Genomic DNA, 12993 nt, shown 5'->3' with positions numbered 1-12993 from the left:
GAAACAGCGCGATCCCTGCTCGGGAGCACAACGCCGAGCACAACGAATGGCCAGGACGCTGGCACCACTACCGAGGCGCGAAATCGATGTCAGTCAGGGTGTTGACGACGACGGTTTGCCCGGTAGCTGAGTTCCAGGTTTCGGTCACCAGGACGGTGCATACAACGCGACTGTTGTAGAAACGGGCAAGCGCATCCCGAATCTCGACCGCGGCTTCGAGTCGCATCGGGTTGCCCTCGTCTGTCAGGATGCTGAGCTTCTGACTCTCGTCCACGCTTGCGGTCTGGAGGATCCCAGTCACAGTTTCTTGGCTCGTGAAGGTCGAGTTGTCCTCAGCGATCTTGCGGAGGTACCGAGCGCCTCGGCTGGTGAGTCGCGAGCCGCGGTCGTCGCCTTCACTTGTCACCCAGCCCAGATCGAGGTCCAGGCCTTCGCTCGCAAGCACGTCACAGAGAGCGAAAATGTGCTTCGCTGCGCGCGGGCCCATGGTTCGCACGCTCGAGGGCACCGCGGTGCCATCAGAATCTGATTGAACTGCGTCGAGTAGATCGAACAGCCTGTCGAACGACACGTCGAGCAGCGTCTTCTCTTCACTCTCGATGAGCGCAGCGTCATCAGTGTGCCTGTGGCGCATTTCGAGCACCACAGACCCGGGGAGGACAGTGGGCGCAAGTCTCAGCTCCGTGGCGGCGACAATGGTTGCGCTCACGCGCCCACGAGCAGTTGCCTGTCCGACGACTGCCGCTCCGATGCTGGTTACTGCCTCCTGCACAGCGAGAGTTGCGCGCGAGGAAGCACGCACGCTTAGTTCGTGCATGTCAGCTGATCCACCAGTGAAATGCGCGGAGAGGGTTTCACGGGCGCGTGCTACCGCTCCGAACATCCGGTCTGACAGAGTCATATTGAACGCAGCTGCCCCCAGGATCGGGCCGTGAACGTCCGGTTCCGTCTCCTCCATCAGGGCGGCGAGGGCCTCTTTGGAGAGGCTGCTTTTGCGTCGAGTCACAGCGTCACCTCCAGGTATCCGCGTCGCGGGTGGGCGCTTTCAATGCGTGGGGGCTCGTCGGCAGTCTCACCTGTCCGAGTGCGCAGCCACCAATCATCCCACGCGCCCCTCAACTGAGTGTACGTCTGTACGTCGGGATGAACGCCTCCGCTGAGCCAAGGCTGCGCGAACGGCAGGCGCACCATGAGGAAGGACTCGACTCTGAGTCCGGTTGTCTCGCGCATGTAGTTCTTCTTATTGAATTTCCGCAGCTTGGTGCGTTTTCCGTTGCTGGATATCGCATCGAACGCCTCTTGGTTCAGGACGAAAAGGCAGTCGATGTCGTCGGGGTCCAGCTTGTCGGTGACGAAGCTACCTCCCACCCACAGGGACTCGATCAGACCCTCACCGAAGGCACTGATTATGTCGATGGCCCCCAAGAAATCCTCGAAGATGGGACCGCGAGTCGATGATTCGGTGAACCGTTCTGCGTCGACGAAAGCGCCTTCCAGCGAGTCAATGGTGCTGGGGAATCTCCCGACGGGTAGGAACCCCTCGGCGGTGAGTTCGGGCGCGTACATGGCTAGAGGATAGCGGGCGTGCGGGTAATCCAAGGTGCGGAATGTCTCAACTTTGGGGAGGGGGTCCCCTGGCCGGGGGGAGAGACGAGCTCATCAGGGGAAACTCGCCGGCCTCGCCCTTTCGAAAGATGCGAACTCCCCTCCCCGACAGCGAAGGGCACGAGCTCGGAAGCTCGTGCCCTCACCTGATTAACCGCGCTGCTATGCGCCGGTCTGGATCTTCACGAGCGAGCGCAGCGACGGGAACGCGAACCCGACTCGAGCGATCGCGCGGACCGCGACCGAGTCGGAACCGAAGTACGCCTCGTTGCTCACGGCGACCTCGATCGTTGATCGCATGATGACCAGTGCGCGGCTCGCGTCGAGCGCCCACACGGTGCCGTCGGCGACGGCGTTGGTCACGATGAGGGGAATACCGAGCACCTGGCGCGCGGTCGGGCCAGTGGCGTCCACGCCGAGCAGCGGCAGGTTGGAGTCCTTCTCGACGCGCAGCTTGGAGATCGCGAGCGCTGTGCTGGCGTCGGTGACGAACGCGGTGATGGTCGTTCCCAGGTCGTCGGCCACGGCGATCGCTTCCGCGAAGGGGTCCAGGCTGGTGGGGGCGTCGCCGGCGCCCCACCCGACCACGTTGTGCCCGTCGTCGTCGGGGGTGACCGGGGTGAGGAACTCCAGGCCGCGGGGTGCAGGGGCGGGGAGCGCGCCGAAGAACGCCTGGTCGATCTTCCGGGCAATGTCGCGGCTGAGGGACTCACCGACGATGCCGGCCGCCTCGGGCGTGGAGTCGTTCGCGAGCTCGCGGCTGATGCGGCTGATGCCGGCGACCTTCGCGGGTCGCACTTCGAGCTCGTCGAGGACGGCGTCGCTGGGGCTGATCTCCGCGCCCTCGGCGACCCAGGATGCCTGGGCGTCTTCGCGGATGATCGGGACGTGGGTGACGGCAGCGGTGGTCTGGATGACCTTCGTGACGCGGGGGTCGAGGGCGACGCTGAGGCGCTTGATGGGTTCGACGATGAGGTCGGTGTAATCGTCCGGAGTGATGCCGCCGGCGCCGGGGGAGGTGTTGAAGAGTGCCATGAGAGAGCCGCCTTTCAAGCGGGGAGAGGTTCAACAGGAGTCCGGGAGGCGCTGCCATCGACCGGTGTTGTGCCCCGCTGGGGCGTGGTGCTCGAACGGGCCGCCGCTGGCGGGAACTGTTCGAGCACCACAACCTTAACTCAGGCCTGCGCGGATGGGGCGCGGAGCAGGGCTGACCAGGTCGCGCCGTTTGCACCCTGCGGCTGGCGAGCGTCGACGTAGCCGGGGTCGCCCGGCTTCGTGACGGTGACGCCGTCGGGGAGGCCGCCCTCGCGGAGGTGGCGGAACTTGCCGAGCGCAAACGCTCGCTCGAGGCGGTCCCGAGTCGACGACATGACCTCGCGGTCGATGTTGCCGTCCTCGTCGTAGAGGTTGTCGGCCCCGGCGATTCCCTCGAAGATCGTCGCGGCTTCCTCGTCTCCGAACATCTCCCGTGTGAGATTGGCGCGACGGAAGGCGTGGGCCTGTTCGGTGAGCTGCGCCTCGCGTGCTTCGAGCTGCTCGCGAGCTTCGGCCGCCGCGGATTCCTCGCGCTGCTCGGCATCCACGCGGGCGGTGTCGGCTTGTGCCTCTAGCTCGGCGACACGGGCCTCAGCCTCGCGTGCTTGTCGGCGGTACTTCGCGGCGTCGCGGCTGGCGCGGCTCTTCTCGTTGTCGGCGGACTCCAGGGCAGCAGGGGCCGTGCTGGCGGCGTCCGCCTCGGGGTCGGCCTGGAGCTCGTTGGCGGTCGGTTCGAGGGTCGGAGGGGTGTCTTCGATCGGTGCAGTCATGAGTGGTGCCGTTCTGTGAGTGGAGGTGGTGGCGTTGGCATTGGCCGGTTTGTGGTCAGAGTTCGTCGGCGGGGAGGTCGTCGCCCGCGGGCGGTTCGTCGTCGGCCTGCATGCCGGCGAGCGCGATGAGGGGGTGCGGATGCGTGATCGCGAGCGCGGCCATCATCAGGGCGGCGCGGAGCTCGTCGACGTCGAGCGATTCGATGACGGCGAGCCAGCCGGCCTCGTCGCCGCTCGCCGCGGCTACCGCGAGCGCTTGGACGTTGGCGGCTCCTTCTCGGGTGGTCTGGTCGTCAAGCATGGTGGGTTCCTTTCGTGCGGGTGGCGGCGCGGATGATGTATCCACTGGTGTTGGCGCTCTGGAGGCAGTGGGGCACTCGGTGGCCGACGTCGCGGTGCTCGTAGGGCCAGCCGTGTTGATGCGTCTTCTTGCAGTAGGGGCAGGTGACGAAGACCTGTCGCGTGAGCTCCGTGGTCACAACGCGGTCAGGGGCGAGGAGCGGGGCTGTGGCGTTTCCCAGTTGAGCGTTCATGAGTTGGCCTTTCGTGTGTCCGATTCGCAGGAGGGGCAGCGGGTGAATCCTGAGCTGGCGTGGATGGGGTGCAACGGCTGGGAGCAGACGTCGCATCTGACCTCGCCGGTTTCTTCTGTGGCGAGCTCGTTGTTTTCTTCGTCCTCCTCGCCGCGCCCTATAGGCGCGCTGGCGAGGTCGTTTTGACCTTGCCGGCGAGCTGGTGGCGAGGTCTGGCGAGCTGGCGAGCTGGATGGGTTGAGACGATGCATGAACGCTCCATGAGCGCCGGCATGAGTCCAGATGAAGCCGCGATCCTTGCCCGACTTGAGAGCTGCTCGGATAGCTGCTCGACCGTGGGACGTCCCGGCCAGTAGGGCCTCTTCGATCTTCTTGCTGCTAGCGCCCTCGTCCGGGGCTGCGGTCCTGAGGAACGCGACGACGTCGGTGAGCGCGTCGTCACGGGCGGCGTCCTTGCGGCTGCCCCCTTCGGGCGTCAGATGACGCGTGGAGGGGTCGTACTGCAGCCGGGCCTCGGCAACGTCGACGTCGCGACCGAACGCGGAGAAGTAGCGCGAGGAGGATGGATCGTCCTTGTCGGAGCGGATGATCTTCCAGGTGACGTCTGGCCAGTCGAGGATGCGGGAGTCCCCGCGGGAACGTTCCGCTCCGTGCCCCATGTGGTGCACGACGACGCCCTCGCTGATCCCCGCTTCCGCTTTGAGTGCGTCAAACGCGACGAGGAAGCGGCCGGCGTCCTTGTTCTCGTCGAGGCCAAGCGCGTCGAGCACGGGGCGGAGGCAGTCGAAGATGACGAGGTCCGCGCCGCGCAGCTGCGACGCCCAGAGGGCGCGTGTGGCGTCTTCGAGGATGTTGAACGTCGACGTCTTGCCCCGCAGGGACACGACGCGGACGCGGTCGGTGTTGGTGATGCCCTGGTCGCGGATCCAGCGGCGCAGGGTGCGCTCGTCGAGCTCGTTGTCGATGAGGACCACGTCGCGCACCTCGGTCGCGTACTTTCCGAGCACTGGCTGCCCGTCGGCGAGGGCGCGGACGACGTTCCCGACAAACGTGGACTTGCCAGCCTTGTAGGCGGCCGCGAGGATCGCGTTTCCGCCCGTGGGGAGGAGCCCGTCGATGCAGAACTCGGCGTCGTTGTCTTCGACGGCCAGGAACGCGGTCAGCGGGGCGACCGCGGGCAGCTCGAGCGCTGCGGAGAGTCGCTGCTCGTGCTGGGCTCTCGCTTCGTCCCTGACGAGCAGCCGCCACACGGCCTCCTCAACGTCCTGCTTCCAAATTTCAGTGTCGCGGTGGTCGTAGTCGTCGACCGTGCTCGGTGACGGTGCGGTGACGCCGAGAGGGTCGGCGTCCCGTCCGCGCTGCAGGATCGCCTCGACCGTGAGCTCAGCCACTAGGTAGTCCTCCTTGCTCGCTCCGAGCACTTCGCCGATCGGGCGGGTGTCGAATGGGTCATCGGTGAGGCCGTCCTGGTAGGCGGCGCCGGGGCGGGGCACGCCAAGCAGCGTGTGTAGCGCCTCGGTCGGGCATCCCTTGCCCCAGGCGGATGCGCAGTGGAGGAAGATGACGTCCTCCCGGCCCTCGTCGTGGCTGACGAGGAGTGAGGGGCTCGCGCAGACGGGGCAGTGCGCTTCCCATGTGAGGGGGAGGAGCGGGTGCAGCTCGGGTGGCTCGCCGTCCTCGGTGAGCTGTTCGAGCAGGTCCGCGATCGGGGAGGCTGCGAGGGCTGTGGTCATTCGTGGGCCCTCGACTCACGTTCGCGGTGCCAGACGGTGGGTAGGTGGGCCAGGAGTGCGCAGAACAGGCCCAGGGCAGCGAGGAGCGCCCAGGAGCTGAGTACCGTCATGCCGTCGCCTCCCTGGCGTGGGATGGGAACGCGCCGTGGTGATTGCGGGGAGCGTGGACGGATGCGATTCTGGTCATGTCGTCTCGTTTCCTTTGCAGAGGGTTTCGGGGTGCGTGCCCTCGGCAGTGGTTGCAGCCACGTCGGGGGTTTTCTCTTGCTCCTCGTGTCCCGCGAGCGCTGCACGGGCCGCCGTTCGGGTGGGGAAGCCGCCGAACGTGATCGCGGTGCAGTCCAGGCAGCGGGCCATAAAGCCACCGTTGCGCTCGAGCGTCTGGACCTTGTGCGCTCTCTGGCTCTTAGGGCGCTCGCCGGGCTCGGGCTTGGTCACCTTGCGGCCTCGGCGCCCTCGATCAGCGCGAGGAATCGCTCGCGGGGAATGAGCACGCGGCGGCCTAGCTTGAGGGACGGAATGGTGCCATCCGCGATGCCCGCTGTGACTGTGCGCGGGTCGACGCCAAGGACCTGGGCGACCTCTCGACGGCTCAGAGCTGCTGTCGTGGAACGTCGCACATCATCGAGCGTGAGCGGGGTGATTGTTGTGTCGGTCACAATTTCTCCTGTTGAGTCTAATGAAACGCGTTGAGCTGGTTGATGCACGACGTTACCGAGTGGTGCCGATGACGTCAACTCATTACGATGAGATTCATGACACAACTTGAAGGTGGATCTAGGAGCCCCGTGGCCGGGGTCGACAAGGAGGTCGGAGAGGCCATTGCGGCTGCTCGCCGTGAGCGAGGAATGAGCCTCAGGGATCTCTCGCAGCAGATCACCGAGCTCGGAGGAACGATCGACGCTTCAACCCTTAGTCGAATCGAGACAGCCAAACAGCCCGCCAAGGTGCGCGAACTTGACATGATCGCGTCGGTGTTCGGAGTTGACACCGGATCGCTGATTCCGAAGTCCCCGTCTGCAGACGTGCGCCTGCGCCAGGCAGGGCTCGCGTTGCAGCAGGCGACAATGAGTCAGTCGCTGGATTCGATCAGGCTGTTGGAAGCCGTCCAGGCTCTCCAAGAGGTTCTGCGCGAAACACGTGCCGACTCCGATACCTTCCCCTGGCATGCTCATCCACTAGGTCCCCCCATTGAAGCTCCGGTGGACTTCGTGCCGTGGCTAACTGCGAGCCTTTCTGATGAGCGCTATGGCGTGCCGGAAGGGCGCCCGATTCGAGTGGACACCGAGGAAGAGGCCGCTCAGCTGCTCGCTTTGGTCGCAGCGCCGGCTCGCTCCTTCATCTTCGTCGGCCCAGCAGAACAGCACGAGCCCTGGAGCGAGGAGCGGAATGCCTAACCCAGCTCCCCGCCGTCGCGGTCGGTCTGCTGGCCGGGGGAGCGTTTCGAGTTACAAGACGAAGGCGGGAAGGCGCTGGCGGTGGCAACTGTGGGTGCAGCTCAGCCCACACGACGACAGTGACGAGCAGCGCATCGGCGGCACTGGATATGCGGAGAAAGCTGACGCTGAGGACGCTCTAGACGCCAAGCGCCGCGAAGTAGAAACACAGGACGCGATCGCGGCCGGCAAGGCGCCGACGATGGCCGTCTACGCACGCCAGTGGCTCGACTCCCTCCGCATCGCAGACAGCACAAAAGCCGGCTACGCGGGCATCGTCGACCGGTACGTCATTCCGCAGCTCGGAACGCTGCGACTCGACGCGATCAAGCCGACAAAGCTCGCACGCGTCTACCTCGAGCTCGAGCGATCGGGTGGCAAGGGCGGATCACGACTCTCTGCCAACACGGTCCGCAAGACACACGTCGTCATCGGCTCAATCCTCGACGCGGCAATGGACGACGGCCACGTTCGACAGAACGCTGCGCGCAGATCGCGAGTCGTCAACGCCCCGACGGCCAAGCAGGTGAAGGCACAAGCGCCCGAGCTCGAAGTGTGGACTGTCGAGCAGCTGACCGCGTTCCTCGAATGGGATCGAACCGTCTACCAGGACGCCGATCACACCCTGTGGATGGTCCTCGCCCACACGGGCATGCGTCGAGGGGAAGCGCTCGGGCTCAGGTGGCAAGACCTCGACGTCAAGAATCAACGCATCTCAGTGCGACGCGCCGCCAACAGCATCAAGCACGGTGAAACGAAGTCCACCAAGAGCGGCAAGCCGCGAGTGATTGACCTCGACGCGAGTGTCGTCGAAGCGCTCAAGGCGTGGAAGGCGGTACGCGGCTCGCTGAGCCTCGACCTCGCGCGAGCTGATGCGGTCATCTTCGGTGACCTCGCCGGCAATGTCATCAACCCCAACCGGGTCACCGGGCGCTGGGCCGCGCGCGTCGCCGCTGCACGGCGAGCAGGGACCGAGATTCCCAAGCTCGCGCTGCACGGCCTCCGCCACACGCACGCGACCAACCTGCTCCAAGCAGGAGTGCATCCGCGCATCGTCCAGGAGCGCCTCGGTCACGCCGACATCAGCATCACGATGGGCCTCTACAGTCACGTCACCGAGTCCATGCAACGCGACGCAGTAGCTCGCTACATGGCCGTCATGCGGCCGGAGCACAAAACCGAGCACAAGACGCCCGACGCGGGGACCGCTTAGGGAGGAGAATGGCCGGTCAAGCACCATTCAGAACTGGTGCCCCTGGAGGGACTCGAACCCCCAACCGTTTGCTTAGGACGCAACTGCTCTTCCATTGAGCTACAGAGGCTGGCGCGACAATGCTACCGGTGCTGGCGGCCTCCCGTGTGCAGTGGTGCCTGATTTCGGGACGAAATCTTGGTCGAGGTGCGGGCGACGCACGCGCGCCTCCACCCGCCGACGGGCCCAGACACCTACAGTGTCACGCGTGTGGGGTCTGTTTCGTAAACGAGGTTCAGAGCCGGGCGACGCGAAGAGCGACGGTCACGGCTCCGGCAAGGGTGCGCCCACAAACAATGAGACGGAGCCGATACCCGACCTCAGTCCAGTGCGCGAGCGCCTCGAACGTGAGCGTGAGGCGCGCGACAGTGAGGCCCGCGAGGCGGACGACGATCTCGATCTCGGACGCGACCACGAGGACGGCGTCAGGGCACGAGGTGGCGACGGCCCGAGCCTCACGCGAGGCCGTTCCTGGGTCGCGGATGCGGTTGCGCACGAGCGCAGGACCCACCCGGTTCCCTCCGCCGACGAGGAGGCGCTCACTGCGCTCGACCTCGAACGCGCCGAACAGGCGAGGGCGCTCGAAGCCGCAGTCGACGCGGCGCAGGATTCATGGCTGCACGAGCTCGCGCAGCTCGGCGGACCATCCCCTCTTCTCGACTTCGCCGACGAACCCGGCACGTACGTCGAGCTGACCAGCGCGCACCCGGGCGGCATCGCCCCCTTCGCGGCGGGCAAGACCGTGCTGCTGTCTGCCCTCGTCCGCGAGCACTCCTCGTTCCGCGGGGCGCGCGACGCGGCCGACCTCATCGCGCAGAAGGGCACCGAGCTGCTCGCTGGCCGCGGCATGAGCACGATCCAGCTGGCCACGGGCTTCGCCGAGTGGACGCAGGACGGCACCCACTTCCGCGCCCCCATCCTGACCCGCACGGTCGACCTGCGCCGCGCGGGCCGCGACTACGAGTTCACCCTCAAGGGCCCCAGCCGAGTGAACGCGTCCCTTGCAAGGCACCTCGCGCAGCACTTCGGAGTGCGTCTCCCGGTTGCCGAGCTGCTCGAGCTGGCGAAGTCGAACGACGCCTTCCTCCCGCAGCACGTCTTCGACCGCATGCGCGCACTCGGCGCATCCATCCCGCAGTTCACGGTCTCGGCGCGCGCCGTCATCTCGAGCTTCGGGGAGGTCGCAAGCGCCATGCTCCGCGACACGAACGAGCTCACGCACCCCGTCCTGCGGGCACTCGCCGGAGACGAGGAGGCGCGCCAGAAGGTGGCCGCCGTGCAGCCGGCTGAGCAGCGGCCGAGCCCTGACCGCCGCGACCCCGTGGGGGACCGGTTCCTCCTCGACGCGGACACCGAGCAGGAGCGCGTCGTCGACGCCATCGCTGCCGGCAACTCGGCCGTCATCAACACCATGCCGGGCACAGGCCTCACGCAGACCGTCATCAACGCGCTCGGCCTGCTCGTCGCCGACGGCAAGCGCGTGCTCGTCGTCACGCCCCGTTCCGCGAGCATCCGCGCCATCCGGGCGCGTCTCAAAAGCGTCGGACTCGAGGGGCTCGCCGTCACGCCGCGCACCCTGCGCCGCGACGCGATCGCCTCGATCTCGCGCAACGAGAAGGCCCGCAAGCCCGCGATGCACGAGCTCGACGACGCCCTCGTCCGCCTCCGCCACGTGCTCGCCGACTACCGCGACGCGCTCGTGCACCCCGACCCCGCCCTCGGCGTCTCGGCCCTCGACGCGCTGGAGGAGCTCTCCCGCCTCGAGCTGCGCGAGCAGCCCCCGACGACGACCGCTCGACTCGACCGCGACGCCATCGAGGCGATCGCGACTGGCCGCGACGCCATCGCCCGCCAGCTGCGCGCCGCCGGCGAGCTCGGCCAGTTCAAATACGGCCCGGACGACTCGCCCTGGTACGGCGTGTCCTTCGAGTCGACCGACGAGGCGAACCGCGCGCAGGAAGCCGCCATCGAGCTCGACGCCGGCACCCTCGTCGAGGTCATTGACCGTGCCCAGGAACTCGTCGGACGCACCAGGATGCGCCCGGCCGAGACCTACGGCGAGCTCGGCATCTACCTGCGCCTCCTGCTCGACCTGCGCGAGACCCTCGACCGGTTCCGCCCCGCGGTCTTCGACCACTCGCTGACGGACGTCATCCACGCCACGAACCCGAAGCGCGACGGCAGCGACCTGACGTCGGCCCGCCGCCGCCAGCTGCGCCAGCTCGCGAAGGACTACGTGCGGCCCGGCGTCGTCGTGGACGACCTCCACGAGTCGCTCAAGCTCGCCCAGCGCCAGCGCATCCTCTGGCACCGCTACGTCACGGACGGCTCCACGCCGACCGTCCCGACGGGCATCTCCGACGTGCGCAAGTTCCACCGCGAGGTCGCGGAGAAGCTGCGCCTCCTCGACGAGCCGCTCGTCGACGCCGGAGCCGTCTCGCTCAGCGAGCTGCCACTGGCCGAGCTCCCGGCCCGCATCACGGAGCTCGCGGCCGACAGCGAGGTGCTGCACAACCTCGTCGAGCGCCTCACCATCATCGAGCGCCTCGAGAACCTCGGCCTCACGCCGCTGCTCGAGGACCTCTCCGAACGCCACGTCGAGGCTGAGGCGCTCGGCGACGAGCTCGAGCTCGCCTGGTGGCAGTCGGTGCTCGAAGACCTCCTCGACCGCGACAAGGCGCTGCTGAACGCCAACACGCGAGTCGTGACTCGCCTCGAGAGCGACTTCCGAGTCGTCGACCAGGCCCACACCGACCACTCGGCTGCCCAGCTCGCCTGGCAGCTCGCCGAAGCGTGGAAGGTCGCCATCGTCGACTACAGCGAGCAGGCGGATGCGCTCCGCCAGCTCCTGCGCCGTCCCGGCGTTCCCTCCACGAAGCTGGCCGTCGAGGCCGGCGACGTCTCCAAGAGCATCGCCCAGCTGTGGCTGACCACCCCGTACGACGTGCCGCTCGTGAGCGAGCGCATCCACTTCGACACGGTTGTGCTCGTGGATGCTGGAACCATGTCGATCGCCGAGAGCATCGGCGCGATCCGCAGAGGCGACCAGGTCGTCGCATTCGGCGACCCCGTCACCCAGTACCCGACGCCGTTCACGGTCGCCGTGACCCGCCCGGCGGCGGACAGCACCGACGCGTGGGGACTGCGCCACGAGGACGCCGTCGGCGAGTCCGTGTATTCGCGGCTCGCGGAGTTCCTGCCGGAGCACGCGCTCACGCGCAGCTATCGGGCCGGCGGCGAAGACCTCGCGGAGCTCATCAACAGGCGCTTCTACAAGGGGCGCATCCGCTCCATGCCGTGGGCGGGGACCCTGCTCGGGCACTCGAGCCTCAGCTTCTCCTTCGTCGAGAACGGCACGGGCCTGCCTGACCCGATCACGGGAGGGGTGGAATCCACCGACGGCGAGGTCAGCCGCGTCGTGGAGCTCGTCGTCGACCACGCCGTGCACCGGCCCCGCGAATCGCTCATGGTCGTCACGGCTTCCGCGCTGCACACCCGCCGGGTCGAGCAGGCGGTCTACTCGGCCGCCTCGCGCCGGAGCGACATCGCCGACTTCTTCACGGCAGCACGTGGGGAACCGTTCACGGTCACCACGATCGAGCTGGCCACAGCGCAGTCACGGGACCGCGTGATCTTCTCCATCGGCTTCGGCCGTACCCCCCACGGCCGTGTCCTCGCGAACTTCGGAGTGCTCGGCACCGAGCTCGGGGAGCGCGCGCTTGCCGTCGCGATGACGAGGGCGCGTCGCTCACTCGTCATCGTCTCGTGCATCCGCCCCGGCGAGCTCGACCCTTCGCGCATGTCCCGGGGAGTGCTCGGACTCGCGCAGATCCTCGGAGAGGCAGAGACCAAGGGCGATGCGCCGAGCACGGGCCCAGGCCTCGAACAGGGCGCAGGCGTGGAGGCGCCAGCCTCCGACGACGACGGCACCGAGGGCGACGACCGCGAGGTGGAGGCGCCGCCCATGCTGCTCGATCTCGCGAACCGTCTCGAGTCGTTCGGCATGACGGTCGAGCTGTTCCACCGTGGCCGCGTCCCCCTCGCCGCGGCGTACAAGGGGCGCGCCATCGCGATCGACACCGACGGCCTCGACCTGAGGATCGCGGGCTCGGCCGACGCGACGCTGCGGGAGACGTTGCGTCTGCGCCCTGAGCTCCTCAAGCGCCTCGGCTGGTACTACCTGCGAGTGCACTCCTTCGAGCTCTTCGCGCACCCGGAAGCAGTGGCCCGACGCATCGCGAAGGCCCTCAAGGTGCCGCTGCCTGCGGAGACCGCGGTTGTCACGGCCGGTTCCCTGCAGGGCGAGCTCGGTCAGCTCACCTCCGGTGCCGCAGCCCCGAGCGGCGCGGCATCCAGGGCCAACCTCGAGTCGGTCACCCTGCCGGACGGGAACCAGCAGATCGCTATCGGCCGCCCTGGCGAGCCGGGCGGTGCGAGCTGAGCGTGAACCCCGGCAGGCCTGCACCACGGAAGCCGCGACGCCGAGTCACCACGGAACCACCTCCCGGCAGCGATCCGAACCCCCAATCGCCTGACGGCTCGAACGGGCCCGCCGTGCTCGCCGGCGAGGATTCGCCCGCAGCCTGGGGCGACGCACCCGTCCGCTACGCCGACGACCGGGTGGAGAGC

Annotated in this window: 12 protein-coding genes and 1 tRNA gene; 3 read left to right on the top strand and 10 right to left on the bottom strand. The window is 67.5% G+C overall.

The annotated features are described in order from the left end of the window. Positions 1–67: 67 nt before the first annotated feature. The 9 genes from C5E07_RS09815 to C5E07_RS09775 all read right to left on the bottom strand — a co-directional run bounded on the left by C5E07_RS09815 (position 68) and on the right by C5E07_RS09775 (position 6335). Entirely contained in the window at positions 68–1006 is a 939-nt protein-coding gene (locus C5E07_RS09815; RefSeq protein WP_104299311.1) for a hypothetical protein, read from the bottom strand. After that, positions 1003–1566: a DUF6932 family protein gene (locus C5E07_RS09810; protein ID WP_104299310.1), complete on the bottom strand. Its 564-nt coding sequence runs from the start codon at positions 1564–1566 to the stop codon at positions 1003–1005. Before C5E07_RS09810 ends, C5E07_RS09815 begins: the two co-directional genes overlap by 4 nt. 201 nt (positions 1567–1767) lie before the next feature. Continuing rightward, positions 1768–2640 (bottom strand): phage major capsid protein, encoded by an 873-nt coding sequence (locus C5E07_RS09805; protein ID WP_104299309.1) that lies wholly within the window; start codon positions 2638–2640, stop codon positions 1768–1770. Positions 2641–2780: 140 nt separating this feature from the next. Next, positions 2781–3410, bottom strand: coding sequence for a hypothetical protein (locus C5E07_RS09800; RefSeq protein ID WP_104299308.1), 630 nt, complete (start codon positions 3408–3410; stop codon positions 2781–2783). 55 nt (positions 3411–3465) lie between these two features. Then, a complete protein-coding gene (locus C5E07_RS09795; protein ID WP_104299307.1) occupies positions 3466–3711 on the bottom strand; it encodes a hypothetical protein in 246 nt (81 codons plus the stop codon). Then, entirely contained in the window at positions 3704–3943 is a 240-nt protein-coding gene (locus C5E07_RS09790; protein ID WP_104299306.1) for a hypothetical protein, read from the bottom strand. The genes C5E07_RS09795 and C5E07_RS09790 overlap by 8 nt, the downstream gene beginning before the upstream one ends. Then, positions 3940–5676: an AAA family ATPase gene (locus tag C5E07_RS09785; protein ID WP_104299305.1), complete on the bottom strand. Its 1737-nt coding sequence runs from the start codon at positions 5674–5676 to the stop codon at positions 3940–3942. Before C5E07_RS09785 ends, C5E07_RS09790 begins: the two co-directional genes overlap by 4 nt. Before the next feature lie 183 nt (positions 5677–5859). Then, on the bottom strand, positions 5860–6114 hold the full coding sequence (locus C5E07_RS09780) for a hypothetical protein (protein ID WP_104299304.1): 255 nt from the start codon (positions 6112–6114) through the stop codon (positions 5860–5862). Then, entirely contained in the window at positions 6111–6335 is a 225-nt protein-coding gene (locus tag C5E07_RS09775; RefSeq protein WP_258063859.1) for a helix-turn-helix domain-containing protein, read from the bottom strand. The genes C5E07_RS09780 and C5E07_RS09775 overlap by 4 nt, the downstream gene beginning before the upstream one ends. 96 nt (positions 6336–6431) lie before the next feature. On the opposite strand from C5E07_RS09775, the gene C5E07_RS09770 reads away from it, so the two are divergent. Both C5E07_RS09770 and C5E07_RS09765 read left to right on the top strand, forming a co-directional pair. Next, positions 6432–7073, top strand: a complete 642-nt coding sequence (locus C5E07_RS09770) for a helix-turn-helix domain-containing protein (protein ID WP_181057913.1) — start codon at positions 6432–6434, stop codon at positions 7071–7073. Positions 7074–7167: 94 nt separating this feature from the next. Then, a complete protein-coding gene (locus C5E07_RS09765; protein WP_181057911.1) occupies positions 7168–8325 on the top strand; it encodes a site-specific integrase in 1158 nt (385 codons plus the stop codon). 34 nt (positions 8326–8359) lie between these two features. On the opposite strand, the gene C5E07_RS09760 is transcribed toward C5E07_RS09765, so the two are convergent. Continuing rightward, positions 8360–8434, bottom strand: a tRNA-Arg gene (locus C5E07_RS09760). 258 nt (positions 8435–8692) lie between these two features. Here C5E07_RS09760 and C5E07_RS09755 point away from each other — a divergent pair. Beyond that, entirely contained in the window at positions 8693–12805 is a 4113-nt protein-coding gene (locus C5E07_RS09755) for an ATP-binding protein (protein WP_104299301.1), read from the top strand. Positions 12806–12993: the final 188 nt, after the last annotated feature.

The sequence above is a fragment of the Pseudoclavibacter sp. RFBJ3 genome (assembly GCF_002931375.1).
Lineage (GTDB): Bacteria > Actinomycetota > Actinomycetes > Actinomycetales > Microbacteriaceae > Pseudoclavibacter.
The sequence above is the reverse complement of the archived record's forward strand: the minus strand, read 5'-3'. Positions and strand labels throughout refer to the sequence as shown.

Coding starts and splice junctions, on each gene's coding strand:
- C5E07_RS09795 (WP_104299307.1), bottom strand. CDS start 3,711: ATGCTTGACGACCAGACCACCCGAGAAGGAGCCGCCAACGTCCAAGCG.
- C5E07_RS09790 (WP_104299306.1), bottom strand. CDS start 3,943: ATGAACGCTCAACTGGGAAACGCCACAGCCCCGCTCCTCGCCCCTGAC.
- C5E07_RS09770 (WP_181057913.1), top strand. CDS start 6,432: ATGACACAACTTGAAGGTGGATCTAGGAGCCCCGTGGCCGGGGTCGAC.
- C5E07_RS09800 (WP_104299308.1), bottom strand. CDS start 3,410: ATGACTGCACCGATCGAAGACACCCCTCCGACCCTCGAACCGACCGCC.
- C5E07_RS09785 (WP_104299305.1), bottom strand. CDS start 5,676: ATGACCACAGCCCTCGCAGCCTCCCCGATCGCGGACCTGCTCGAACAG.
- C5E07_RS09810 (WP_104299310.1), bottom strand. CDS start 1,566: ATGTACGCGCCCGAACTCACCGCCGAGGGGTTCCTACCCGTCGGGAGA.
- C5E07_RS09805 (WP_104299309.1), bottom strand. CDS start 2,640: ATGGCACTCTTCAACACCTCCCCCGGCGCCGGCGGCATCACTCCGGAC.